Source organism: Pseudooceanicola sp. (genome assembly GCF_029213205.1).
Lineage (GTDB): Bacteria > Pseudomonadota > Alphaproteobacteria > Rhodobacterales > Rhodobacteraceae > Pseudooceanicola.
This window is the reverse complement of sequence record NZ_JARGNH010000023.1, coordinates 1-25,097: the sequence shown is the minus strand read 5'-3', so window position 1 is coordinate 25,097 and position 25,097 is coordinate 1. Positions and strand designations below refer to the sequence as shown.

The following is a 25,097-nucleotide window of genomic DNA, read 5'->3' as shown; positions in this document are numbered from 1 at the left end:
GCAATTGGAATTACCGATCCCATGACTGAGCAAGACCCCGGCCTGCAACCCCTGCGCCGCGCGCTGATTTCCGTGTCTGACAAGACCGGCCTTGTCGAACTGGCCACCGCGCTGGCCGAGCGCGGCATCGACCTGTTGTCGACCGGTGGCACCGCCGCCGCGTTGCGTGACGCGGGCCTCACGGTGCGCGATGTCAGCGATCTGACCAACTTTCCCGAGATGATGGATGGACGGGTCAAGACCCTGCACCCGATGGTGCATGGCGGGCTGCTGGCGCTGCGTGACAACGACGCCCATGTCAGCGCCATGCTGGAACACGGGATCGAGGCGATCGACCTGTTGGTGGTCAATCTCTATCCGTTCGAGGACACCGTCGCCAAAGGTGCCGACTACGAGACCTGTATCGAGAATATCGACATCGGCGGCCCGGCAATGATCCGTGCCGCCTCCAAAAACCATGCCTTTGTCAGCGTTGTCACCGACACCGCCGATTATGACGCGCTGCTGGCCGAGCTTGACGCCAATGGCGGGCGCACCAGCTATGGCTTTCGCCAATTGCTGGCCCTGACCGCCTATTCGCGCACCGCCGCCTATGACGCGGCGGTCTCTGGCTGGATGGCGGCGGCGACCGGCACTCAGACGCCGCGCCGCCGGGCCTTTGCCGGGACCCTGGCGCAGACCCTGCGCTATGGCGAAAACCCGCATCAGAAAGCGGCGTTTTACACCGATGGCGGCAACCGCCCGGGGGTTGCCAGTGCCCGTCAGCTTCAGGGCAAGGAACTGAGCTACAACAACATCAACGACACCGATGCGGCGTTTGAGCTGGTCAGCGAATTCCGCCCCGAGGATGGCCCGGCCTGCGCGATCATCAAACATGCCAACCCCAGCGGTGTCGCCCGTGGCGCGACCCTGGTCGAGGCCTATGGCCGTGCCTTTGACTGCGACCGCACCTCGGCCTTTGGCGGCATTATCGCGCTGAACCAGTTGCTGGACCTGACCACCGCCGAGGCGATTTCCAAGATCTTTACCGAGGTGATCATCGCCCCCGATGCCGATGACGCGGCGATCGCGCTGCTGGCCCGGAAAAAGAACCTGCGGCTGCTGCTGACCGGCGGTCTTGCCGATCCGGCGCGGGCCGGGCTGACCTATCGTCAGGTCTCCGGTGGGCTGCTGGTGCAAGATCGCGACAACGGCCATATCGCGCCCGCCGACCTCAAGGTGGTCACCAAACGCGCGCCCAGCGACAAGGAACTGGCCGATCTGATGTTCGCCTGGACCATTGCCAAACATGTGAAATCAAACGCCATCGTCTATGTCCGAGACGGCGCCACGGTCGGCGTCGGTGCCGGCCAGATGAGTCGCTTGGACAGTTCGACCATCGCCGCGCTCAAGGCGCAGAGGATGGCCGAGGCGCTGGGCCTGCCGGAAACCCCGGCCAAGGGCTCGGTCGTGGCTTCGGATGCGTTTTTCCCCTTTGCCGACGGGCTGCTGGCCGCGGCCGAGGCCGGGGCGACGGCGGTGATCCAGCCTGGCGGCTCGATGCGCGACGACGAAGTCATTGCGGCGGCGGATGCGGCGGGGCTGGCGATGGTGCTGACCGGCATGCGCCACTTCCGGCACTAGGGGCGCACGGGTGCGGGTTCTGTTTCTCACGGCGTTCTGGACCCTGCTTGCCGATCAGGCGAGCAAGGCGCTGGTCGTGCACGGGCTGAATCTGCGTGACCGGGGCGAAATCGACGTGCTGCCGCCGCTGTTGAACTTTCGCATGGCCTGGAACCAGGGCATGAATTTCGGGCTGTTGTCAGACCATGGCACCCTGATGAAATGGCTGCTGATTGGCATCGCCATCGTGATCAGCGCCGGGGTGTTCTGGTGGGCCTACCGCGAACGACCACGTCCGGCTGGCATGATCGCTGCCGGATTGCTGATCGGCGGGGCGCTGGGCAATGTCATCGATCGGCTGGTCTATGGCGCGGTTGCGGATTTTCTGAACATGTCCTGCTGCGGCTTTGAAAACCCCTATGCGTTCAATGTCGCCGACATCGCGATCTTTTTCGGCGCCGTGGCGCTGATCCTGGTCCCGGCCGAGAAAAAGGCCGGGTGACGGCGCGATCAGGATAAGGTAAACTAAAGCGAATGACGACGGAGCCCATGATGAAGCCGCTGCGCCTGCTGATCCTTCTCTGCCTGCCCGCGCTGGCAGCTTGTAGCGGCTCGGACCGCGAACGCGATATTTCGATGCGGTCGTTCCAGAACGTCGGCGGCCCCGAGGAATTCGCGATCCTGCCGTCCCGGCCGCTGGAAAAACCGACAAGCTATGCCAGCCTGCCGGAACCGACGCCGGGCGGCGGCAACCGGGCCGATCTGACACCGAAGAAAGACGCCGTCGCCGCCCTCGGTGGCCGCGCCTCGGCGCTGGATCCCAGCGGCGTGCCCAGCAGCGAAGGCGCGTTGGTCAATTACGCCTCGCGGCAGGGCCGCGATCCGGCGATCCGCGCGACCCTGGCCAAAGAGGACGAGGATTTCCGCAGTCGCCAGTCGCGTTTCACCAAGATCCGCCTGTTCAAGGTCGACCGCTATTATCACGCCTACCGGCGCGAGATTCTGGACCCGCAGACCATTGCCAACCGCTATCGTCGTGCCGGAGCACCGACACCGACAGCCCCGCCGCGCGAACGCTGATCTCCGCTTTTGTCACAAGGTTGTCAGACCGGTTGCGGCGTGCTGCGATCGGCGTATCTTGCTGACTGCACGTCTGTTTCCCTCTGCCCAAAGGCCTCTCGCTGAAAGGCCCTCTGCTTAAAGGATCGTCGATGAAGCTTTTTGCCGCCGTAGCGCTGATTCTGGCCGCCGCCCTGCCGCTCAGGGCTGAAGGTGTCCGCGATCTGGTCACCAGTTTTACCCTGTCCAACGGTATGGATGTGATCGTCGTCGAAGACCACCGTGCCCCGGTCGTCGTCCATATGGTCTGGTACCGTGCCGGATCGGCGGATGAGACGCCGGGCGTCTCAGGGGTGGCACATTTCCTTGAGCACCTGCTGTTCAAGGGCACCGATACCCTGGCGCCGGGCGAGTTTTCCAAGGTGGTGGCCGAAAACGGCGGCACCGACAATGCCTTTACCAGTTTCGATTACACCGCCTACCACCAACGCGTCGCCGCCGACCGGCTGGAACTGATGATGCGGATGGAAAGCGACCGAATGGTCAATCTGCGCCTCGACGAAAGCGATATCGCTACCGAACGGGATGTGATCATCGAAGAGCGCAACCAGCGCACCGAAAACAACGCCGGGGCGCTCTATCGTGAACAGGCCAATGCGGCGCAATTCCTCAACCATCGCTATGGCGTGCCGGTGATCGGCTGGAAACACGAGATGGAACAGCTGTCGCTGGCCGATGCGATGGCCTATTACCAGCGCTTTTACACCCCCAACAACGCGATCCTGGTGGTTGCGGGCGATGTAACCCCGAACGGGGTGCGCACCCTGGCCGAACAATATTACGGGGCGCTGCCGCCGAATACCGCGCTGCCCGAACGCGTCCGCCCGCAAGAGCCGCCGCAGACTGGCGCCCGGCGCATCACCTTTCGTGACCCGCGGGTGGCGCAGCCCTATGTCATCCGCTCTTACCTGGCGCCGGAACGCGACGCGGGCGATCAGACCCAGGCGGCCGCGTTGACCATGCTGGCAGAGATCCTTGGCGGCGGTCAGGCCTCGGTTCTGAGCGAGAAATTGCAATTCGGGACCAAGCAGGCGCTATATGCCTCGGCCTATTATTCCGGCATGTCGCTGGATGACACCACCTTTGGCGTCTACATCGTGCCCGCCGAGGGTGTCAGCCTGGAACAGGCCGAAGCGGCGCTGGATCAGGCGATTGCCGAATTCATGCAAGAGGGGGTGGACGCCGAACAGCTGGCCCGGATCAAGATGCAGATCCATGCCTCGGAAATCTATGCCCGTGACGATGTCGCCTCGATTGCCAACCGCTATGGCGCGGCGCTGGCGCAGGGGCTGACGGTCAAGGATGTGCAGGATTGGCCGGAGCTGCTGGACGCGGTCACCGCCGAGGACATCCTCGAGGCCGCACGCATGGTGTTCGATCCGGAAAAATCGGTGACCGGCTGGCTGATGACCGAGGAGATGACCCAATGACCCGCTTTGTCGCTACCCTGGCTCGGGGCCTGACCCGGGGTCTGTTTCTGGGCCTGATCTTGGCGCTGCCCGTCCGTGCCGAAGTCGCCATCCAGGAGGTCACCACACCCGGCGGCATCACCGCCTGGCTGGTCGAGGAGCATTCGATCCCCTTCACCGCGCTTGAGTTGCGGTTTCGCGGCGGCACCTCGCTTGACCAACCGGGCAAGCGCGGCGCCACCAATCTGATGACCGGGCTGCTGGAAGAAGGCGCCGGTGATCTGGGGGCGCGCGATTTCACCCGCGCCGTCGAAAACCTGGCCGCTTCGTTCCATTATGACGTCTATGACGACACCCTTGCCGTTTCAGCCAAATTCCTGAGCGAAAATCGCGATGCGGCGATCGAGCTGCTGCGCCAATCCCTGGTCGCGCCGCGTTTTGACCCGGAGGCAATCGAGCGGGTGCGCGCGCAGGTGGTGTCAGGGATCAAATCTGATCTGACCGACCCGGATGAGATCGCCAGCAGTGCCTTTGCCGCCCGGATCTATCAGGACCACCCCTATGCCACGCCGGGGCAGGGCGATCTGGACAGCGTCGCCGGGCTGACCCGCGACGATCTGGTCACCGCCTGGAAAAACGCGCTGGTGCGCGACCGGCTGTTCGTCGGCGTCGTCGGTGACATCACGGCTGAGGAGCTTTCGACCCTGCTCGATTCGCTGCTCGCCGATCTGCCGCAATCCGGCCCGGCCCTGCCGGGTGAGGCGGCGCTGCATTTCGATGGCGGCACCCATGTCGTCGAGTTCGACACGCCGCAATCGGTGGTCCGGTTCGGCCAGCCGGGCATGTCCCAGGACGATCCCGATTTCTTTGCCGCCTATCTGCTGAACACCATCATTGGCGGTGGTGGGTTTGAAAGCGTGCTGATGCAGGAGGTGCGTGAAAAGCGCGGGCTGACCTATGGCGTCTATGCGTATCTTCTGGACAAGGACGAGGCCAAGGTTTGGGTCGGATCGGTCTCATCCGCCAATGACCGGGTTGCCGAAACCATTGCGGTCATCCGCGCCGAATGGGCACGCATCGCCGCCAACGGGGTGAGCGCAGAGCGGCTGGAGGCGGCCAAGAAATACATGACCGGGGCCTATCCGCTGCGCTTTGACGGCAACGGACCGATCGCCAATATCATTGCCAGCATGCAATTGTCCGGGATGCCAATCGACTATGCCGCGACCCGCAATGACCGGGTGAATGCGGTGACGCTTGAGCAGGTGAACCGGGTGGCCGCCAGCCTGATGGATCCGGAGGCGCTGACCTTTGTGGTGACTGGCAAGCCTGAGGGGCTGCCAGCGACAGCCGACTAGGGTTGCAGGCTGCAACAGCCGGAATAGAGGGTCTCGCCGCTTGTTCCGTTCAGGAACAGATCGATCGTCAGCCCAAAGAGATAGCCTGACATCCCGTCGCTGCAGCTGGCCCGGGCGATCACCGCCACGCCTTCGCCGATGCTGGCGCGCTGGGAGTGCAGGGTCATCGCGAACCGGTCCGACCGGCCCAATGCGGTGCCGCGCCAATCGCGGGTGAACCGGGTTTCATCAATCTCTGGCGCGTCAAAGACATAGCCGGTGCCGCTACGACGCAGCCCCCAGAACGGCTCGGTTCCGCCACAGCGGGCAATGTCTGGAACCCGACTGATCCCGGCATCGGGGTGGCGGCGCAGATAGCGCAGCGATGCCCAGCCGCTGACCCCATTGATATTCACCCGGCCCCAGCGGCCATTCGGGCCAGCCTCGACCACTTCGATATCGTGGGCATCAGGTGCCAATGCGGCGATCACCGGGGCGCTGGCGTTGGGGTATTCGCGCAGGTTCAACACGTCGATGCTGGCGACATGCTGCACATCGTAAAGCGCCGGAAACTGATCCTCGGTTGCGGCGACCGGACTCGCGGCCAGAGCGACCAGCAGCGCCAGTCGCCTGCGCCGGATCACCGCCGCGCCGACCAGCTGACCGAGGCATGGCGGCGGGTATAGAATTCGCCCATCATCCCCAGCATGATAAACACCAGCCCCAACAGAAGCGGGTATTCCAGATTGGTGTAGCGCGGGAAATAGTTGATGAAGACATAGCCGCGCGCCTGATCGATGCAGTGAAACAGCGGGTTCCAGTCAAACATCGCCAGCATGTAGCCGGGCAGGGTGTTGGCCAGAAACATCTTGCCCGAGGCGATCATATTGGCGCGCTGATAGATGGTCACCACGATCCCCACCATCCGCGGAAACCAGGGCTTCAGCGCCAGCAGCATCACCCCGATGGCGCCGCCGGTGAACCAGGAAATCAGCAGACACCCAAAGGCACCAATCGGATCCTCGATGGTGATCGGTGTGAACACCACATCATAGATGAACAGGATCGCCACCAGGGACAGGACCTGGATATAAAGCGTGCCCAGCGCCGCCGACAGGATCGCGATCAGCGTGTTCATCGTCGCGTGTTTCATCATCGGGGAATTCGGCCCCTCGGATCCGGCCACTGCCCCCATCGTCTTGGTATGGGTCATGAACAGGAAAATCCCGGACATGATATAGAGCAGGAAATCCCCCCGCACCGCCGAGGAGCGCAGCCCGAGCACCGAGAACATCACATAAAAGGCGACCACGAACATCACCGCCTGGATCATGTTCAGCAGGATCGACACCAGCGCATTGCCATGAGTCTTGCGAACATCGCGGACGATGGAATGATAGATCAGCTCGAAATGCTGAAGCGCCGACTGTAGCGTGGTGGAGGGGGTGTTCTGCTCAAACATATGTGCGGCCCTGGACAACCCTGCCGGTGTGACAGGCAAATGTTGCCGTTCTGTTTAACTTTGACCATAACTTGCGGCGCACCTGTTTTCAAACGCCGCGCGGCCCAGAGGGCCAACATCAAGGAGAATTCATTGGATTTCGAACAGCTTGTGTCTGTGATGCGACGCCTTGCCATCGAGGCGGGCGAAAAAATCATGGAAATCTATGACACCGACGATTTTGAGGTGAAAACCAAATCCGACAACAGTCCGGTGACCGAGGCGGATGAGGCTGCCGATGCGCTGATTTCTGCCGGGTTGCGCGCCGCGTTCCCGGATGTGGCGCTGATCACCGAAGAGCAATCGGCGACGCATGAGCTGCAGGCGCGCAGCTTTCTGATCGTCGACCCGCTGGACGGGACCAAGGAATTCGTCAACCGGCGCGGCGATTTCACCGTCAACATCGCCTATGTCGAATCCGGCCTGCCGACCCGTGGCGTGGTCTATGCCCCGGCGCGCGCGCGGATGTTCTATACGCTCGCCGATGGCTCGACCGTCGAAGAGGACGGTCCCTTTGACCCCGCCGTGCGTGGCGCGACCCGGGCAATCAAGGTGTCGGACCCGGACAACGCCGCGCTGCTGATCGTCGCCTCGAAAAGCCACCGCGATCAGGCGACCGACGATTACATCGGGAAATACCAGGTCAAGGACCTGAAAAGCGCCGGGTCCTCGCTGAAATTCTGTCTGGTCGCCACCGGCGAGGCTGATCTCTATCCGCGCGTCGGGCGCACAATGGAATGGGACACCGCCGCAGGCCACGCGGTGCTGACCGGCGCCGGTGGCCAGGTGCTGCGGTTTGATGATCACACGCCGCTGACCTATGGCAAACCGGGCTATGCCAACCCGTTCTTCATCGCCTGCGCGCCTGGCGTTGTGCTGAAACCGGCCTGATGTCGGTTCTGGTCGTCATTCCGGCGCGCTATGCCTCGTCGCGCTTTCCCGGCAAGCCGCTGGTGGCGCTGACCGGGGCGGAGGGACAGGCGAAATCGCTGATCCGCCGGTCATGGGAGGCGGCGCAGGCGATTGCCGGTGTCGACCGGGTGGTGATCGCCACCGATGACGCGCGTATTCGCGATGCGGCGGCGGCATTTGGCGGCGAGGTGGTGATGACCTCCTCAACCTGTGGGAACGGCACCGAACGGGTGGCCGAGGCGCATGAGGTGCTGGGCGGCGGTTACGATATCGTGGTGAATTTCCAGGGTGATGCACCGTTGACGCCGCCCTGGTTCGTTGCCGATCTGATTGCCGGTCTGCGCGCCGATCCCGGCACCGCCATGGCAACCCCGGTGTTGTGCTGTGACGGTGCGGCGCTGGCCGGGCTGCTGGCGGATCGGCGTGCCGGGCGGGTCGGCGGCACCACAGCGGTGTTCGATGGCGCACACCGGGCGCTGTATTTCTCGAAAGAGGTGATTCCCTACACCCCGCAGAGCTATGCCGATGCCGCGCCGACCCCGGTGTTCCACCATGTCGGGGTCTATGCCTTTCGCCCCGACGCGCTGGCCGATTACCCGACCTGGACGCCGGGCCCGCTTGAGGCGCTGGAAGGGCTTGAGCAATTGCGGTTCCTGGAAAACGGTCATGCCATCCTCTGTGTCGAAGTCTCGCCCCAGGGCCGCGCCTTTTGGGAGGTCAACAACCCCGAAGACGTGCCCCGGGTCGAGGCGATGATGGCCGCGATGGGCATGGCATGAGCGAAGCGCCGACCGTCAGCATTGTTGTGGTCAGCCGTGGGCGGCCTGAACGCTTGCCGATCTGCCTGCTGGGGCTGTCGCGTCTGCTCTATGCGCCATACGAAATCGTCGTGGTTGCGGAACCTGCCGGGTTGGCCGCCGTGCAGGCGACCGGGCTGGCGGATGAGGTCAAGCTGGTCGCCTATGACGAGGCCAACATCTCGGCCGCGCGCAACCGCGGCATCGCCGAAGCGGCAGGCGATATCGTTGCCTTTGTCGACGACGATGCGGTGCCGGAACCGGCCTGGCTGAACCATCTGATTCAGGGGTTTCTCTGGCCCGAGGCGGCGGCGGTTGGCGGGTTCGTGCGGGGCCGCAACGGCATCAGTTACCAATGGGCGGCGCGCAGCGTCGATCACAGCGGCGCGGCGCAGCCCTTGACGCTGCCCGGCACCGCGCCGGTGCTGCTGACCCCGTCTGGCGGGCGGGCGATCAAGACCGAAGGCACCAATATGGCGTTCCGCCGTTCAGTGCTGGCCGAAATCGGCGGGTTCGATCCGGCGTTCCGATTCTATCTGGATGAAACCGACCTCAACATGCGGCTGATGCTGGCCGGGCACAGCACTGCCATCGTGCCGCTGGCCGAGGTGCACCACGCCTATGCCGAAAGCCCGCGCCGGGCCCGGCACCGCGCACCGCTGGACCTGTTCGATGTGGGCGCCAGCACCGCGGTGTTTCTGGCCAAGCATTGCCCGGCCAGTGAACATGCGACGGTTCTGGACCGGTTGCGCCAGACCCAGCGGCAGGCGCTGCTGGCCTATATGGTCGACGGGCGGATCGAACCACGCGATGTGGCGCGGCTGATGGATGGTCTTGAGAAAGGCATTGCCGACGGGCGCGCGCGCCCGGCCTCGCCAATGCCGCCGATCCCGCATGCCCCGCATTGGTTCCTGCCGTTTGACAGCCGGGTGGACGGGCGCCACCGCGAAATCGGCGGCCGCCATCTGTTCCGCCGCCGTCATCGCGCTGCGGCGCGGCAGGCTGCGGCGCAGGGTGAAATCGTGTCGCTTTACCTGTTTTCGCGCACGGGGCTCGCGCACAAGCTGCGCTTCACCCCTGATGCGGTCTGGGAACAACGCGGTGGGCTCTGGGGGCGCAGCGAGCGTGATCAGAGGCTATTCCACCTGACGACATTTTCGCGCAGGTTGAAGCGTGAGATCGCTCGCAACGTGCATCAACGGCTCGGCACTGGTTGAACTGCTCGATTTCGTGCAAATTTCCCGCACATCCTGTCGGAAACATAACTGCGCCCCGGATTGTCATTTTGTCGCCTTCTTGGGGATGTTAAAGATGACGCAACCAATTTGAACGCTGGATGCAGTGCGGTTTTGAGAGGCATTTTGAGGGGCGTTATGCGAAACAAGATTACCAAAGCGATTTTTCCGGTCGCGGGCCTGGGTACGAGGTTTTTGCCGGCCACCAAGGCTGTTCCCAAGGAAATCATGACCTTGGTCGACCGTCCGCTGATCCAATACGCCATCGATGAGGCCCGTGCGGCCGGGATCAGGGAATTCATCTTTGTCACCTCGCGCGGCAAAAGCGCGCTTGAGGACTACTTTGACCACAACCCGCAGCTTGAGGCAGAGCTGCGCAGGAAGGACAAAAAGGAAATCCTTGAGGTCCTGAAAACCACCAATATGGACAGCGGCGCCATCGCCTATATCCGTCAGCACAAGCCGCTGGGCTTGGGTCATGCGGTGTGGTGCGCCCGGCGGCTGATGGGCAACGAACCCTTTGCGGTCATCCTGCCCGATGACGTGATCGCCGCCGACAAACCCTGTCTGCAACAGATGATCGAAGCCTTCGAGGAAAATCCCGGCAATATGGTCGCCGCGATGGAAGTGCCCGCCGAAAAGGCCAGCAATTACGGCATGCTCGACATTGAAAGTGAGCAGGGCAACCTGGTCGCGGTCAAGGGCATGGTCGAAAAGCCGAAACAAGACCCGCCGTCGAACCTGGCGGTGATCGGGCGTTATCTGCTGATGCCCGAGGTGCTGAAGAACCTGAACAAGAAAAGCGCCGGAGCCAATGGCGAAATCCAGCTGACCGATGCCATCGCGCAGGAAATCACCGAAGGCCGCCCGGTCTATGGCTACCGGTTTCAGGGCGAACGCTTTGACTGTGGTTCAAAGGCCGGGTTCCTGCAGGCGACCGTCGCCTTTGGCCTGGCGCGCGAAGATCTGCGCGATGAATTGTCAGTGTATCTGCGCGCGATCATGCACGTCGACAAAGCCGCACAATAGGACACAGCATGGCCGTAGTTCTTGTCACTGGCGGTGCGGGCTACATAGGATCGCATGCCTGTAAAGCCCTGAAAACCGCCGGACACCTGCCCGTCACCTTTGATAATTTCGTCACCGGCTGGCGTGACGCGGTAAAATTCGGCCCGCTTGAAGAGGGCGATCTGACCGACCGCGCCCGCCTTGACGCGGTCTTTGCCAAGCATCGGCCCGATGCGGTGATGCATTTCGCCGCCCTCAGCCAGGTTGGCGAGGCGATGCAGGAGCCAGGGCGCTATTGGCACAACAATGTCAGCGGCTCGCTGACCCTGATTCAGGCGGCGGTGGCGGCGGGGTGCACGCGTTTCGTGTTTTCCTCGACCTGCGCGACCTATGGCGAGCAGGACAATGTGATGCTGGACGAGGACAGCGCGCAATTGCCGGTCAACGCCTATGGCTCGTCCAAACGGGCGATCGAAGAGATCCTGCGCGATTTCGAGGCGGCACATGGGCTGCGGCATGTGATCTTTCGCTACTTCAACGTGGCCGGCGCCGATCCCGAGGGTGAGATCGGCGAACACCACCGGCCGGAAACCCATCTGATTCCGGTGATGCTTGAGGCGATTGACGGCCAGCGCCCGGCGCTGACCATTCATGGCACCGATTACGACACCCCGGATGGCACCTGTATCCGCGATTATGTGCATGTCTGCGACCTGGTTGATGCCCATCTCCTGGGGCTCGACCGGCTGCTGGCGGGCGCGCCGAGCCGGGTGTACAATCTGGGCAGCGGCACCGGATTTTCGGTGCGCGAGGTGATCGAACAATCGCGAGTGGTGACCAATCGCGAAGTGCCCTATTCCGAAGGGCCGCGCCGCCCCGGCGATTGCACAAGGCTGGTCTCGGGATCGACCCGCGCCCTGGCGGAACTGGGCTGGGTTCCGCATCGCTCGACCCTGGCACAGATGATTGCAAATGCCTGGCATTGGCATCAGACAGGTCATTATGACCGATAAGACACCGCCCTCCGCCCGTTTGCTGGATGTCACCCGGCTGGCCAGCCGCGCTGGACGCCGGTTGACCGGGGTTGACCGGGTCGAACGCGCGTATCTTGCGCATCTGCTCACGCTGGATGTGCCGGTGTTCGGTTTGGCGCGGGTGGTGGCCGGTTACGCGCTGCTGGATCGGGCGGGGCTGGCTGGGCTGCTGGCGCGCATCGACGGCGTGACCGACTGGGGCAATATGGATCTGATTTCCCGGCTCGGGCGGCGGCTGACCATTGCCCAGCGTCGGGCCGACACCGATCTGCGGCGGTTGGCAGTGGCGCGGGCCGGGCGCACCGGGCTGCGCGGGCTGCTGGCCCGGCATCTGCCCAGCGGAACCGCCTATCTGAACGTTGGCCATTCCAACCTGACCCAACGGGTGTTGGCGGCGGTGCGGGCGCTGGACGATGCCCAGATCACGGTGATGATCCACGATGTGATCCCGCTCGATCTCCCGGAGTTCCAGCGCGAAGGCACGGTCCGGCGGTTTGTCGACATGCTGAAACGGGTGGGCCGGATGGCCGACCTGATCATCTGCAATTCCGAACAGACCCGGCAGGATGTTCAGCGCACCCTGTTGCGTCGGTCTATCCGTGCCCCGGCCAGTGTGGTCGCCCATCTCGGCGTCGACCTGCCTGCGCCGATGGCCAATGCCATCACGCCGAAGGGCCCGTATTTCGTCGCCGTCGGCACCATCGAGCCGCGCAAGAACCACACGCTTTTGCTGGATATCTGGGAGGAGCTTGCAAAAGAAGACTCTATCCCGCCGACGCTCTATATCTGTGGCGCCCGCGGCTGGCGCAACGAGGATGTCTTTGCCCGGCTCGACGCGCTGCCAGCGGATGGCCCGGTCCGCGAATGCCCGGATCTGTCGGACCCGGAACTGGCCGCCCTGGTCGCGGGCGCGCGGGCGCTGTTGCAACCCAGTTTCGCCGAAGGCTATGGATTGCCGCCGATCGAGGCCGCAGCCCTGCAAACACCTGTAATTTGTGCCGACCTGCCGGTTTTTCACGAGGTATTGGGGGACATTCCCGTTTACCTGAGCCCTGTGGACAGATATCCTTGGGTCAAGAAGATTAAAAATTTGGCAGAGGCAGACGGAACGCGACCGGATATCGGCCTGAATAACGGCTTTGTTCCGCCCAGCTGGCGGGATCATTTCAACATCGTATTAATGTTGACCTGATAGCCGCATTCGCCAGCCGGTGCCGTGACCGGGGTCGGACGGGGCGACAGTGAGCTTTGCGCAATCATATCGCTTGAGGCTCCAGCGGAAACGCTGGCTGATACGTGCGTTTCGCAAGCGCCGCGAATTGACCGCCGTGGCCGATCGCACCGAACAGATCCGCAAGCGTGATATCCTGTTGTTCTCGACCATGCGGAACGAGAAAATCCGTCTGCCGTTCTTTCTGCGCTACTACCGCGACCTCGGGGTTTCGCATTTTCTGATGGTCGACAATGACAGCACCGACGGCACATTGGAGTACCTGGCCGATCAGCCAGATGTCTCGGTCTGGTCGGCGACGCGCGGCTACAAGCGGGCGCGCTTTGGTGTCGATTGGCTGAACTGGCTGCAATCGCGCTATGGCCACAACCACTGGACCCTGGTTGTCGACCCGGATGAATTCCTGATCTACCCGTTTTGCGACACCAGGCCGCTGTCGGCGCTGACCGACTGGCTGGACGCCTCGTCGATCAAGTCGTTCTCGGCGATGCTGCTGGATATGTATCCCAAGGGCCGGATCGACGAACAGCCCTACAAGGCCGGGCAGAACCCGATGGAAATCGCCGCCTGGTTCGACGCGGGCAATTACACGATTTCCCGGAACAAGAAATTCGGCAATCTGTGGATTCAGGGTGGCCCCCGGATGCGGGCGTTTTTCCCCAAAACTCCGGAAAAGGCCCCGGCGCTGAACAAGATCCCATTGGTCAAATGGGACCGGAAATATGCCTATGTCAGCTCGACCCATATGCTGCTGCCGCGTGGCCTGAACCTGGTCTATGACGAATGGGGCGGCGAAAAGGCCAGCGGCATCCTGTTGCACACGAAATTCCTGCACACCTTCAGCGAAAAGGCCGCCGAAGAGCTGGAGCGCAAACAGCATTATGCGGCCTCGGTCGAATACCGCGCCTATGCCGAAAGCCTGCGCGACAACCCGGAATTGTGGTGCCGCTGGTCAGAGAAATACATCAACTGGCGCCAGCTGGAGATCCTCGGGCTGATGTCAAAGGGCAATTGGGCATGATCACGGAGGTGCCCACGTGACAGTCGGCATTGTGATGCTGGTCCACACCGCCCTGAACAGGGCCGAGCAGGTCGCCCGTCACTGGGCGGCGGCGGGGTGTCCTGTTGTCATTCACGCCGACGACAACGTGTCGCGCAAAACCTTCAAGGCGTTCAAGAAGTCGCTGTCGGATGTGCCGATCATTCGGTTTTCGCCGCGCCACCGCTGCGAATGGGGCACCTGGGGTATCGTCGCCGCGACCCAGGAAGCGTCGGAATTGATGCTGAAGGAATTTCCCGCGGTCCGACATGTCTATCTGGCCTCGGGCTCGTGCCTGCCGCTGCGCCCGGTGCAAGAGCTGATCGATTACCTCGCCGCCCGCCCCAAGACCGACTTCATCGAAAGCGCCACCACCGCCGATGTGCCCTGGACGGTTGGCGGGCTGGACAGCGAACGCTTTACCCTGCGCTTTCCCTTCTCCTGGAAGAACCACCGCTTTCTGTTTGACCGCTATGTCGCCCTGCAGCGCCGGGTCGGGTTCCGCCGCAGGGTGCCCAATGGCATCACCCCGCATATGGGTTCGCAATGGTGGTGCCTGACCCGTCAAACCCTGTCGGCGATCCTCGAAGACCCGGATCGGCTGACCTATGATCGCTATTTCCGCCGGGTCTGGATCCCCGATGAAAGCTATTTCCAGACCCTGGCGCGGCTCTATTCGCAACATATCGAAAGCCGGTCGCTGACCCTGTCCAAGTTCGACTTTCAGGGCAAGCCGCATATTTTCTATGACGACCACCTGCAATTGCTGCGTCGCTCTGACTGTTTCGTGGCGCGCAAGATCTGGCCGAACGCCGGGCGGCTTTATCGGGCGTTTCTGACAGATTCAGAATCCGCCTTGAAGCGAACCGAGCCCAATCCCGGCAAGATTGACCGGATTTTCAGCCGCGCCGTCGATCGCCGGACCCGGGGGCGCCCCGGCCTTTACATGCAATCGCGCTGGCCCAATCCCGGCTGGGAAAATGGATCGACCTGCGCCAAATACGCGGTGTTCCAAGGCTTTGCCAACCTGTTTGAGGATTTTGAACCCTGGCTGAACCGGATGACCGGGATGCGGGTGCATGGCCATCTCTTTGGCCAGGAGCGGGTCGAATTTGCCGGCGGTCAAGAGGTGATCAACGGCGCGATTTCCGACAGCGCCGAAATTCGCGATTACAACCCGCGCGCCTTTCTGACCAATCTGATCTGGTCGACCCGTGGCGAGCGGCAATGTTTTCAGTTCGGCCCGCGCGACAATCAGGACATCATCTGGGAGCTGTCCAAGGATCCCAATGCGCAGATCGCGGTGATCTCGGGGGCCTGGGCGCTGCCGCTGTTCTTTTCCAACAATAATTTCAGCGAAATTCGCGCCGAGGCGGCGCTGCTGCAAAAGGTCGAATCGAAATTCCTCGACGCCCTGCGCTCGCCTTATGCCAAGGCGCGGTCGCGGATCTGGACCATGGCGGAATTCATCGAGGCACCGATGGAACCGTTGCAGATGATCATCGAAGAGCTGGGCGTGCAGTCAAATCGGCGCCTGTCCGAGGCCCCGAAGATGGTCGATCTGGCCGGCTTTGGCCAATTCCTGCAGAACCTGAAAAACCAGGGCATGCACCCCTATCTGATGGGTGATTTCCCGTCCTCGCCCGATCCGATGCCCCGGCTCGTCAAGAAACCGAAACCCTATCTGGTGCAGAAGTAAGTGAACATGAGCAGCCCATTCGACTATTTCATCGTGTTTGCCGAAATGCGAACCGGGTCCAATTTTCTTGAGGCCAACCTGAATGCCTTTCCCCGGATCACCTGCCATGGCGAGGCGTTCAATCCGCATTTCATCGGCTATCCGAACCGTGATGAGATTCTGGGGATCACCCAGGAGATCCGCGATTCAAATCCCGAACGGCTGATTCGGACGATCCGCGAACGCACGGACGGGCTGGGCGGGTTCCGCTATTTCCACGACCACGACCCGCGGGTGTTCGACATCGTGGTGAATGATCCGCGCTGCGCCAAGATCGTGCTGACCCGCAACCCGGTTGACAGCTATGTCAGCTGGAAGATCGCCCAGGCCACCGGCCAGTGGAAGCTGACCGATGTGCGACGTCGCAGAGAAGATGCCATTCCCTTTGATCCGGCCGAATTCGAGGCCCATCTCGAGGCGCTTCAGGCGTTTCAGGTGCAGCTGATGAATGCGCTGCAACGCGCGGGCCAGACCGCGTTTTATGTCGCCTATGAGGATCTTCAGGATGTCAGCGTGATGAACGGGCTGGCGGCCTATCTGGGCCAGCCGGACCGGCTCGAGGGGCTGGATCAGAGCCTGAAGCGCCAGAACCCTGCGCCGGTATCTGACAAGGTCACCAATTTCCGGGAGATGGAGCAGGCGCTGGCCCGGCTCGACCGGTTCAACCTGTCGCGAACCCCGAATTTCGAACCGCGCCGTGGCCCTGCGGTGCCGTCCTATGTCGCCGCGGCTGACTCCGCGCTAATGTATCTGCCAGTGCGCTCCGGCCCTGAGACGGCGGTGCGGGCCTGGCTGGCGGCGCTGGACGGGGTTGGCGAGGATCAGTTGCAGACCCGGCTGTCGCAAAAGGATCTGCGGCAATGGAAGCGACGGCACAAGGGGCACCGCAGCTTTACCATCGTCAGCCATCCGGTCGTCCGTGCCCATCGGGCGTTCTGCGAGCGGATTCTGGCGACGGGTGAGGGCAGCCTGACCGAGATCCGGCGCACCCTGCGCAAGCGCTACAAACTGCCGATTCCCGGCCAGGCGCCTGGCGCTGATTGGGACGCTGGCCAGCACAAGACGGCTTTCCTGGCGTTTCTGGATTTCGTCAAGGCCAACCTGGCCGGCCAGACCTCGATCCGGATTGACCCGTGCTGGGCCAGCCAGAGCGCGACGCTCGAAGGCATGGGGCAATTCGCGCTGCCCGATAGGGTGCTGCGCGAGTCCGAGATGACCACCGGGCTGCCGCATCTGGCCGCCGCCATCGGTCGGCCTGATGCGCCGGTTCCGACAGCGGAACCGGACAGCGGGTTTGTCCCGCTCGCAGCCTTCTACGATGCCGAGGTCGAGGCAAGGACCGCCGATGTCTATCAGCGTGATTACATGATGTTCGGGTTTGACGCCTGGATGGGCTGAGAGGCCGCTCAGGCGGCCTGAACGCCCTGATCCGAGGTCAGGATCGCATAGATTGTTGCGGGATCGGCATTGGCGCGCAACTTCTTGCAAATCCCCGGATCGCGAAAGGTCCGCGAGACAAGCGCCAGCGCTTTGAGGTGTTCGACTCCTGAATCCTCGGGTGCGAACAGGGCAAACACCAGATCAACCGGCTGCCGGTCGACACTGTCGAAATCGACGGGCTTTTCCAGCAGAATGAAGGCGCCGGTCACGTCGCTCAGCCCCGACAGGCGCGCATGCGGCAGCGCCACGCCATGCCCGACACCGGTCGGGCCCAGGCTTTCGCGTTCCATCAGCGCCTCGACAACCCGGCTGGAGTCCAGCCCATGTGCCGTCTGTGCCAATTCACCGAGATCATGCAATAGTCGCTTCTTGCTCGAAGCCGCCCCGATAACCTTGACGGCCTCGGCTTTCAGTAGTGGCGAAAGATCCATTAATTTCCGTCCTGCTCTGCCGCGGGGCCGCCCCGCCTGACGGCGGGGCTAACGCTTCACATGCGCGGGTCGATCCAGCCGATATTGCCGTCATCGCGGCGGTATACGACGTTCAACCCGTCCTTGCCTTGCTGACGGAACACCAAGACCGGTGCGCCCGCCAATTCCATATGCATCACCGCTTCACCAACGGAAAGCGACGGGATCTGGGTCTGCATCTCGGCCACGATGACCGGTTGCAGGTCAGGGGCGTCCGATTCCCCCTCTTCCTGATCCGCGGCGAGGATATACGAGGCCGCTTCAAGATGTTCAACCGGCTGGTCGCGCTTGGCATGGTGATCTTTCAGCCGCCGCTTGTAGCGCCTCAGCTGCTTGTCCATCTTTTCGTTGCACTCATCAAAGGCGGCATAGATCTCGGTCGCATGGGCCTTGGCCTGCGCGGTAAGGCCGGAACTGAGGTGCACGACCGCCTCGCAGACGAACTCATGTGCGCTTTTGGAAAAAACGACGGTCGCATCAATGGGACGCTGGGCGTATTTGCCGACAACCTCACCCAATTCAGTCTGAACATGGGTTTGCAGGGCTTCCCCAACGTCAATGTGTTTTCCGGTGATCTGGTAGCGCATGGCGACTCCTTCCAAGGGGCAATTCGGTGGGACCGGGCGCCAGGCGCCGGTTTCGGTCAGTCCGCATTGCCGTGATTGAACAACCCGTCATTGGTGCAGCCACCAGTCCCGGTTGGTCCGGTCGTGCGGCGGCATCTGGCATGATACGCGGCTGTCATAGTCCCATTTGAGTCGACATGCCACCATCCTGTCAACGGATTCGGCAGGGTTTCGTTTGCGACAGGTTGATGGAGTGCAACGGTGTTAGGAAATGCGGAAACTGTCGCCAAGATAGACCCGGCGCACGTTTTCATTTTCCACAACCTCGGACGGCGACCCCGACATCAACACTTTGCCATCATGCAAGATATAGGCGCGATCGACGATTTCCAGAGTCTCGCGAACATTGTGATCGGTGATCAGCACCCCAATGCCGCGTTTCTTGAGGTCGGCGACAAGATGCCGAATATCAGCGACCGAGATCGGATCAACCCCGGCAAAGGGTTCGTCGAGCAGCAGGTATTTCGGGTCGGCGGCCAGACAACGTGCGATTTCCACCCGCCGCCGTTCGCCGCCCGACAGTGCCAGCGCCGGGGCGCGGCGCAGGTGTTCGATCGAAAAATCCGACAGCAATTCTTCGAGACGCTCACGGCGTTTGTGCGCATCCTTCTGGGCAATTTCCAGAATCGCCAGAATATTGTCTTCGACATTCAGCCCGCGAAAGATCGACATTTCCTGGGGTAGATAGCCGATGCCGAGCCGGGCGCGGCGATACATCGGCAGGCCGGTGACTTCGCGCCCGTCTATCAGTACATGCCCGCCTTCGGGCACCACCAGACCGGCGATGGAATAGAATGTCGTGGTCTTGCCACAGCCGTTCGGACCGAGCAGCGCGACGACCTCGCCCCGATCGAGATCGATGGACACGTCGCGGATCACCACCCGTTTGCGATAGCTCTTGCGCAGGTTGACGATGCGCAAACCTGAGGTGCCGTCTACGGCATGGAGTTGCGGCGCGTCGGTCATTTGTCACCCGTTTTCAGAAGGGTGCGCACCCGGCCGTCCATGCGCGCGGTGCCGGCCTCGAGGTCGATGGTCATCCGATCCGAGGTCAGGGTGTTCGGGCCCTGCACGATCACCACATTGCCGATCATCACGATGGAGCGTTGGTCCAGATCGTAATCGGCGCGGTCGGATTCGGCGGCATCGGCGCCGCTGACCACCACCACGCCGCCGGTGGCTTCGAGTTTCTGCACCCGGCTTTGATCCTCGGCATAGGTGACCAGAACCCGGGTGGCGGTCAGTTTCATCGTGCCCTGAAGGATCAGCACATTGCCGGAAAATTCGGCGGTGCCATCGGATTGATTGATCGCCAGGCTGTCGGCCTCGACCTCGACCGGGGCGTCGGAATTCGCCGAATTGTCGCCAAACGCCAGGCTGGGCCCCTGGGCGAGGCCGGGCGCAGGCACTGCCAGCGCGGCAATCAGGGCGAGGTGCCGCAATGCGGATCGGATATCCAGGGCCATACTCATTCCTTGGGACTTTGGGCGTCGTATATCAGCTTCACCCGGTTGGTGAAAACCAAATGAATGTCATTGGTCGTGGGGTCCGAGGTCAAGCGCATGCCACCGGCGGTCAATTGCCCCTCTGGCCCGGTGGCGCGCACCGCGCCGGAGGCCGAGGCATCGAGGGCGGCAAAGGCCAGCTGGGCCATGTCGGTGTGGATCTCATAGCCGTTCGAGGCGGTGACCACCACGTCACCACGCAGTTCGGCTCGCTGGGTGCTGCGGTTGATCTCCGCGCTGTTTGCGCGCAGGCGGATCACCCTGCCGTCGACAGTGTCGATCCGGGCCGTGACGCCGCTGACATGGACGATTTCCTGCCGCTCGGGATCCGGGCGCACCGAGTCGGCGGTCAGTTTGATCAGGTCGCCGCGATCGGTGGCGCCGGAAATGCTGGGCCGGGTCAGTTGCTGACGCCGGGCGCGATCCTCAAGCCCGACTTCGGCAAACGGCAGATCGCTGGGCGGTTCGACCTTGCTCGACAGCAGGAACAGGGTTGAGAGGATCGTCAGCGCACTGAGCGGCAGCAGCACCCTGAGCCAGGCCACCACACGCGAATGCCGATCCCTGAGCGTCATGTCAGCCAAGACCGATGCGCAGGCAATCGTGGATATGGATCAGCCCGATTGCCTGCCCCGATCCTGGGTCCTGTGACTGGTCGACAACAAACAGGCAGGTGATCCGGCGTTCGTTCATCGTTGCCACCGCCTCCTGGACCAGGGCGTCGGGGCTGATGAAGCGCGGATCCGCGGTCATCACCTCGGCGGCGCTGTGATCCAGCAGGCCGGACATATGCCGCCTGAGGTCGCCATCGGTGATGATCCCGGCCAGCCGCCCGTCCGGGCCGGTGACCCCGGCAACGCCAAAGCCTTTCTGGCTGATCTCGATCAGCACATCACTCATCGGGGCGCTGCCCGCGACCAGCGGCAGGGCGTCGCCCCGGTGCATCAGGTCGCGCACCAGGCGCAACTGCGCGCCAAGCTTGCCACCGGGATGAAAGGCGCGGAAATGTTCGGCGGTGAACTGGCGCTGTTCCATCAGCGCCACCGCCAGCGCGTCGCCCAGGGCCAGCGCCATCGTGGTCGACGAGGTCGGCACCACACCGGTGCCACAGGCCTCGTCCGCCTCGGGCAGCACGATGCCGACATCCGATTGCTGCATCAGGGTCGAGCTGGCATTGCCCGCCACCCCAATCACCGGGATGCGGAACCGTTTGGCATGGGCCAGAATATCCGCCAGCTCGGAGGTTTCACCGGAATTGGACAGGATCAGTGCCACGTCGCCCTGCGCCACCATGCCCAGATCGCCATGGCTGGCCTCTGCCGGATGCACGAATTGCGCCGGAGTCCCGGTCGAGGCCAGGGTCGCCGCGATCTTGCGCGCGATATGGCCGGATTTGCCCATACCGCAGACGATGATCCGGCCCCTGGCGTTCAGCATCACCTCGACCGCCTCGGCAAAGCTGTCGTCCAGCGCCGATTCCAGCAGGTTCAGCGCCGCCGCCTCGATCCCGATGACCCGGCGGGCGGTGGTCAGGAAGATGGCGGCGCGGTCGGTCATGGCTGTGGCTCAGCTATGGGAGAAGATATCGGTTTCGGGCCAGCCGGCCAGGTCCAGCCGGGCCCGGGTTGGCAGGAAATCGAAACAGGATTGCGCCAGGTCGCTGCGCCCCTCGCGGGCCAGCCGAATGTCCAGCTCTTCGCGCAGACGATGCAGGTAAAGGACATCCGAGGCGGCATAGTCCAACTGCGCCGGGCTCAGCGTCTCAGCGCCCCAGTCACTGGATTGCTGGACCTTGGAGAGATCAACGCCGATCAGCTCTTGCGTCAGGTTCTTCAACCCGTGCCGGTCGGTGTAGGTGCGCACCAGCTTGCTGGCGATCTTGGTGCAATAGACCGGCGCGGCCAGGGTGCCAAAGGCGTGAAACATCGCGGCAATGTCGAACCGGCCGAAGTGGAACAGCTTCAACACGTTCGGGTCGGCCAGCATCCGGCACAGGTTCGGCGCGGCGCTCTGGCCGACCGCGATCTGCACGATATGGCTGTGACCGTCGCCGCCCGACATCTGTACCAGGCACAGCCGGTCGCGCATCGGGTTCAGCCCCATGGTTTCGCAGTCGATGGCGACCACCGGACCCAGATCAAGCCCATCGGGCAGGTCATGTTGATAAAGGTGATTGGTCAATTCGGATGCCTCGGTCTGGTTGCTGATCTGGCATAGCCCGGCAGGGATGCCGTTGCAACGTAGGGCTCAGCCGTGATCTTTGAGCAGCCGCTGCTTTTGCCGGTTCCAGTCGCGCTTGGCCGCGGTCTCGCGCTTGTCCGGCGCCGATTTGCCCTTGGCGATGCCGATCTTCAGCTTGGCCATGCCCTTGTGATTGAAATACAGCACCAGCGGCACCAGGGTCATCCCCTTGCGCTGGGTGTCCGACCACATCCGGGCGAGTTCCCGCTTGTTGACCAGCAGCTTGCGGCGGCGGCGTTCCTCATGCGGGAACATCGCCTGCGGATAGGGGGCGAAATAGGAATTCACCAGCCACAATTCGCCATTGTCGACAGTGGCGTAGGATTCGGCGATGTTGGCTTGGCCGGTGCGCAGGCTCTTCACTTCGGAACCCATCAGCAGCATGCCGCATTCGACATCATCCTCGATCGCGTAATCATACCGCGCCCGCCGATTTTCGGCGACCACCTTGTAATTGGGAGTATCTGAGTTCTTGGCCATGGTGCTGTTGCATATAGGAGCTTCGTTGCGGCTCGCCAAGCCGGACCTTTCAGCTTGGCACGGCGCGCAGCTGCGATAGGTTGAGGAAAAGGGAGAAGTTCACATGAGCAAACTGAAACGTATCGTTCTGGCGAGTCGACCAAGCGCGGCGCCAACCGCCGAAAACTTCCGTCTGGAAGAGGCCGAGATGCCGACCCCGCGCGACGGCCAGATCCTGGTGCAGGTCGCCTATATGTCACTGGACCCCTATATGCGCGGCCGCATGGATGACGTGAAAAGCTATGCCAGCCCGGTGCCGATCGGCGGCACCATGGAGGCCGGCGGCATTGGCCGGGTCATCGCCTCGAAACATCCCGGTTTCGCGGTTGGCGATTACGCGGTCGGGCGCTTTGGCTGGGCCGATCACGGCGTCGCCAATGGTGATGCCTGCATGAAATGGGACCCTGACCTGGCACCGCTGTCGGCGGGGCTGGGGGTGCTGGGCATGCCCGGCTTCACCGCCTGGGCCGGGGTCACCGCCTATGGCAAGCTGAAAGCCGGGGAAACCCTGGTGGTCGGCGCCGCCACCGGGCCGGTTGGTTCGATGGTCGGGCAGCTGGCGAAACAGGCCGGGCTGCGGGTTGTCGGTGTCGCTGGCGGTGCCGATAAGTGCCGGATGGCGGTCGAGACCTTTGGCTTTGACACCTGTATCGATCACCGCGGCAAGGACGCGCGGGCAATGGGCACGGCGCTGCGGGCGGAATGCCCGGACGGGATCGACGTCTATTTCGAAAATGTCGGTGGACCGACCCTGGGCGGGGTGCTGCCGGTGATGAACCTGCATGGCCGGGTGATCATCTGCGGCATGATTGCCTGGTATAACGGCGCGGTCGATGAATCCGCCGCGTTCCCGGTGGGCAAGCTGTGGCGGATGATCCTGGTGAACCGGCTGACCGTGCAAGGGCTGTTGCAGACCGATCACGTCTCACGCTTCCCGGAATTCCTGGCCGAGGTCGGGCCGAAGGTGAAATCCGGGCAGATCGCCCATGTCGAAGACGTGGCCGAGGGGCTGGAAAATGCACCCGCCGCGTTCATGTCGCTGCTGAAGGGCGGCAATGTCGGCAAGCAGGTGGTCAAGTTGTCGGATGTTTGAACCGCGCCTGATCTGAATGCGCGCCTGCGGCGCATTGCCTCCGGCGGGAATGTTTTCGGCCTTATGGATCAAACGCACCAATAGAATAGTGGATTTCCCGACCCGTGTGAATCACATTTAACAGGGTGCCGAAACAGTCCCTTATCAGGAACGCTGTCCCCGCGTCAGGGCTGTTTCGCCTGATCGCGATGCCCTTTGGCGGCTCGATATGTGCCCCGCGGGCCGTTTCTCCGCGTCATGCGGCACGAAACGGGGGTGGTCTGGCGGGGTGGTTGGCGGCTATTGTCAGAGTGAACCACGGCCCGCTCGTCTCGTCCGTCCCGCGCATCCTCACCCCCGTCGGTGCGGCCCAAAGGGTGAATCATGTTCTCAAGGCCCTGTCGAGGCAGGGCTCGTTCAGCAACCTGCTAAGTGGCGCGGATGTAAGTTCGGCTCTTTCCTAAAGGGATATGGTGCGAAGAGGCGGCGATCAAAAAATGGATTTCATTTTTTGCCGGCTGAGATCATCCCGGTGTTCTCCCCAAAGTCGGTCCCATCACCCCGCTACGATCTGCGTGCCTTTTTGTCGGCCGCAGAGTGTGTGAGATGAATTGGCTCATCATCATGGCTTGACATGAGGCTGCGCAGCGATCCGTGGTGCTCAAACAAGAAAAGGGCAGCTTACGCCGCACTTCAATTCGATTTTCCGCTTATTCTATTGTGATTGCCTGCCGCGTATCGCGTTTTCGATGCGCGCGTAGGCCTTTAGTGCTTTGAACCGCCCCGAGTTTGCCGGAGGCGCCAACTCCTGAGTGGGTTGGGGCCTCATGAGCAAGACCACGAACAAGTCCTCCCCCGAACTGCGCGCGCGTGCGGCTCGGTGGCCTGACGCCCAATTCGGTGGTGAACATCACCAACCGTGTCTCCGACGACTGGGGGCAGATCACGCTCAACGGCCAGGTCGGCTATATTCACATGGGCTATCTCACCCGCGCTGCCGAAAGCGGTGGCGGCACGACGGTGAACGGCTTCCCGCTGGGCCTCACATGCCGCGGAACAGAACCGTTCTGGAGCCTGACCATCGCCGGGGATCGCACGGTGGGCTATAGGTCGCTCATCAACGGTGCGGACCCGATCACATCACTGACCCAAACCACGCCTGCCATGGGCGGCGGATCTGAAACGCTCTACGGGTGTTGCAACGTTGATTAAAGCGTCCCGCCTTTAACCTGCGACATATCCGGCAGCAGTGAAGTAATTCC

The 25,097-nt window shown here is 62.6% G+C and carries 26 protein-coding genes; 16 read left to right on the top strand and 10 right to left on the bottom strand.

Annotation, left to right across the window (positions count from 1 at the left end; genetic code table 11):
• Nucleotides 1-21 precede the first annotated feature (21 nt).
• From purH to P1U48_RS14730, 5 genes are all read left to right on the top strand, one after another.
• A complete protein-coding gene (gene purH / locus P1U48_RS14750; RefSeq protein WP_301069948.1) occupies nucleotides 22-1,623 on the top strand; it encodes a bifunctional phosphoribosylaminoimidazolecarboxamide formyltransferase/IMP cyclohydrolase in 1,602 nt (533 codons plus the stop codon).
• Between the two features lie 10 nt (nucleotides 1,624-1,633).
• The gene (gene lspA / locus P1U48_RS14745; RefSeq protein ID WP_301069947.1) at nucleotides 1,634-2,104 is read left to right on the top strand and encodes a signal peptidase II; all 471 of its coding nucleotides are present in this window, start codon (nucleotides 1,634-1,636) and stop codon (nucleotides 2,102-2,104) included.
• Between the two features lie 50 nt (nucleotides 2,105-2,154).
• Entirely contained in the window at nucleotides 2,155-2,682 is a 528-nt protein-coding gene (locus P1U48_RS14740) for a DUF3035 domain-containing protein (protein ID WP_301069946.1), read from the top strand.
• Nucleotides 2,683-2,813: 131 nt separating this feature from the next.
• Entirely contained in the window at nucleotides 2,814-4,151 is a 1,338-nt protein-coding gene (locus P1U48_RS14735; RefSeq protein WP_301069945.1) for a pitrilysin family protein, read from the top strand.
• Nucleotides 4,148-5,488, top strand: a complete 1,341-nt coding sequence (locus tag P1U48_RS14730; protein WP_301069944.1) for a pitrilysin family protein — start codon at nucleotides 4,148-4,150, stop codon at nucleotides 5,486-5,488. Before P1U48_RS14735 ends, P1U48_RS14730 begins: the two co-directional genes overlap by 4 nt.
• On the opposite strand, the gene P1U48_RS14725 is transcribed toward P1U48_RS14730, so the two are convergent.
• Entirely contained in the window at nucleotides 5,485-6,111 is a 627-nt protein-coding gene (locus P1U48_RS14725) for an SH3 domain-containing protein (protein ID WP_301069943.1), read from the bottom strand. The genes P1U48_RS14730 and P1U48_RS14725 overlap by 4 nt on opposite strands.
• Nucleotides 6,108-6,929: an ABC transporter permease gene (locus tag P1U48_RS14720; protein WP_301069942.1), complete on the bottom strand. Its 822-nt coding sequence runs from the start codon at nucleotides 6,927-6,929 to the stop codon at nucleotides 6,108-6,110. The genes P1U48_RS14725 and P1U48_RS14720 overlap by 4 nt, the downstream gene beginning before the upstream one ends.
• Before the next feature lie 132 nt (nucleotides 6,930-7,061).
• Between P1U48_RS14720 and cysQ the strand changes: the two genes are divergently transcribed.
• From cysQ to P1U48_RS14675, 9 genes are all read left to right on the top strand, one after another.
• Nucleotides 7,062-7,859 (top strand): 3'(2'),5'-bisphosphate nucleotidase CysQ, encoded by a 798-nt coding sequence (gene cysQ, locus P1U48_RS14715; RefSeq protein ID WP_301069941.1) that lies wholly within the window; start codon nucleotides 7,062-7,064, stop codon nucleotides 7,857-7,859.
• Nucleotides 7,859-8,659, top strand: a complete 801-nt coding sequence (locus P1U48_RS14710) for a manno-octulosonate cytidylyltransferase (RefSeq protein ID WP_301069940.1) — start codon at nucleotides 7,859-7,861, stop codon at nucleotides 8,657-8,659. The genes cysQ and P1U48_RS14710 overlap by 1 nt, the downstream gene beginning before the upstream one ends.
• Nucleotides 8,656-9,894 (top strand): glycosyltransferase, encoded by a 1,239-nt coding sequence (locus P1U48_RS14705; RefSeq protein WP_301069939.1) that lies wholly within the window; start codon nucleotides 8,656-8,658, stop codon nucleotides 9,892-9,894. Before P1U48_RS14710 ends, P1U48_RS14705 begins: the two co-directional genes overlap by 4 nt.
• A gap of 156 nt (nucleotides 9,895-10,050) precedes the next feature.
• Nucleotides 10,051-10,941: a UTP--glucose-1-phosphate uridylyltransferase gene (locus tag P1U48_RS14700; protein WP_301069938.1), complete on the top strand. Its 891-nt coding sequence runs from the start codon at nucleotides 10,051-10,053 to the stop codon at nucleotides 10,939-10,941.
• 8 nt (nucleotides 10,942-10,949) lie between these two features.
• Nucleotides 10,950-11,933 (top strand): UDP-glucose 4-epimerase GalE, encoded by a 984-nt coding sequence (gene galE, locus P1U48_RS14695; protein ID WP_301069937.1) that lies wholly within the window; start codon nucleotides 10,950-10,952, stop codon nucleotides 11,931-11,933.
• Entirely contained in the window at nucleotides 11,923-13,146 is a 1,224-nt protein-coding gene (locus tag P1U48_RS14690) for a glycosyltransferase family 1 protein (RefSeq protein ID WP_301069936.1), read from the top strand. Before galE ends, P1U48_RS14690 begins: the two co-directional genes overlap by 11 nt.
• Before the next feature lie 73 nt (nucleotides 13,147-13,219).
• Nucleotides 13,220-14,206, top strand: coding sequence for a glycosyltransferase family 2 protein (locus tag P1U48_RS14685; RefSeq protein WP_301069935.1), 987 nt, complete (start codon nucleotides 13,220-13,222; stop codon nucleotides 14,204-14,206).
• 16 nt (nucleotides 14,207-14,222) lie between these two features.
• Nucleotides 14,223-15,923 (top strand): beta-1,6-N-acetylglucosaminyltransferase, encoded by a 1,701-nt coding sequence (locus tag P1U48_RS14680; protein WP_301069934.1) that lies wholly within the window; start codon nucleotides 14,223-14,225, stop codon nucleotides 15,921-15,923.
• A gap of 6 nt (nucleotides 15,924-15,929) precedes the next feature.
• On the top strand, nucleotides 15,930-17,360 hold the full coding sequence (locus P1U48_RS14675) for a nodulation protein NodH (protein ID WP_301069933.1): 1,431 nt from the start codon (nucleotides 15,930-15,932) through the stop codon (nucleotides 17,358-17,360).
• A gap of 8 nt (nucleotides 17,361-17,368) precedes the next feature.
• Here the strand turns inward: P1U48_RS14675 and P1U48_RS14670 are convergent, their stop codons facing one another.
• From P1U48_RS14670 to smpB, 8 genes are all read right to left on the bottom strand, one after another.
• Nucleotides 17,369-17,833 carry a PTS sugar transporter subunit IIA gene (locus tag P1U48_RS14670; RefSeq protein ID WP_301069932.1) on the bottom strand — a complete coding sequence of 155 codons (465 nt, stop codon included), beginning with the start codon at nucleotides 17,831-17,833 and terminating at the stop codon, nucleotides 17,369-17,371.
• A gap of 56 nt (nucleotides 17,834-17,889) precedes the next feature.
• On the bottom strand, nucleotides 17,890-18,459 hold the full coding sequence (gene raiA, locus P1U48_RS14665) for a ribosome-associated translation inhibitor RaiA (RefSeq protein WP_301069930.1): 570 nt from the start codon (nucleotides 18,457-18,459) through the stop codon (nucleotides 17,890-17,892).
• 243 nt (nucleotides 18,460-18,702) lie between these two features.
• A complete protein-coding gene (gene lptB / locus P1U48_RS14660; RefSeq protein WP_301069928.1) occupies nucleotides 18,703-19,464 on the bottom strand; it encodes an LPS export ABC transporter ATP-binding protein in 762 nt (253 codons plus the stop codon).
• Nucleotides 19,461-19,964: a lipopolysaccharide transport periplasmic protein LptA gene (gene lptA, locus P1U48_RS14655; RefSeq protein ID WP_301069926.1), complete on the bottom strand. Its 504-nt coding sequence runs from the start codon at nucleotides 19,962-19,964 to the stop codon at nucleotides 19,461-19,463. Before lptA ends, lptB begins: the two co-directional genes overlap by 4 nt.
• A 2-nt stretch (nucleotides 19,965-19,966) precedes the next feature.
• Nucleotides 19,967-20,578, bottom strand: coding sequence for an LPS export ABC transporter periplasmic protein LptC (gene lptC / locus P1U48_RS14650; protein WP_301069977.1), 612 nt, complete (start codon nucleotides 20,576-20,578; stop codon nucleotides 19,967-19,969).
• Nucleotide 20,579: 1 nt separating this feature from the next.
• Nucleotides 20,580-21,560, bottom strand: coding sequence for a KpsF/GutQ family sugar-phosphate isomerase (locus P1U48_RS14645; protein WP_301069924.1), 981 nt, complete (start codon nucleotides 21,558-21,560; stop codon nucleotides 20,580-20,582).
• Nucleotides 21,561-21,569: 9 nt separating this feature from the next.
• The gene (locus P1U48_RS14640; protein ID WP_301069976.1) at nucleotides 21,570-22,211 is read right to left on the bottom strand and encodes a ribonuclease D; all 642 of its coding nucleotides are present in this window, start codon (nucleotides 22,209-22,211) and stop codon (nucleotides 21,570-21,572) included.
• A 39-nt stretch (nucleotides 22,212-22,250) separates the two neighbouring features.
• On the bottom strand, nucleotides 22,251-22,724 hold the full coding sequence (gene smpB / locus P1U48_RS14635) for an SsrA-binding protein SmpB (protein WP_301069922.1): 474 nt from the start codon (nucleotides 22,722-22,724) through the stop codon (nucleotides 22,251-22,253).
• Nucleotides 22,725-22,827: 103 nt separating this feature from the next.
• Here smpB and P1U48_RS14630 point away from each other — a divergent pair, with 103 nt between their 5' ends.
• On the top strand, nucleotides 22,828-23,856 hold the full coding sequence (locus tag P1U48_RS14630) for an NADP-dependent oxidoreductase (protein ID WP_301069920.1): 1,029 nt from the start codon (nucleotides 22,828-22,830) through the stop codon (nucleotides 23,854-23,856).
• Nucleotides 23,857-24,705: 849 nt separating this feature from the next.
• The gene (locus P1U48_RS14625; protein ID WP_366142903.1) at nucleotides 24,706-25,047 is read left to right on the top strand and encodes an SH3 domain-containing protein; all 342 of its coding nucleotides are present in this window, start codon (nucleotides 24,706-24,708) and stop codon (nucleotides 25,045-25,047) included.
• Nucleotides 25,048-25,097: the final 50 nt, after the last annotated feature.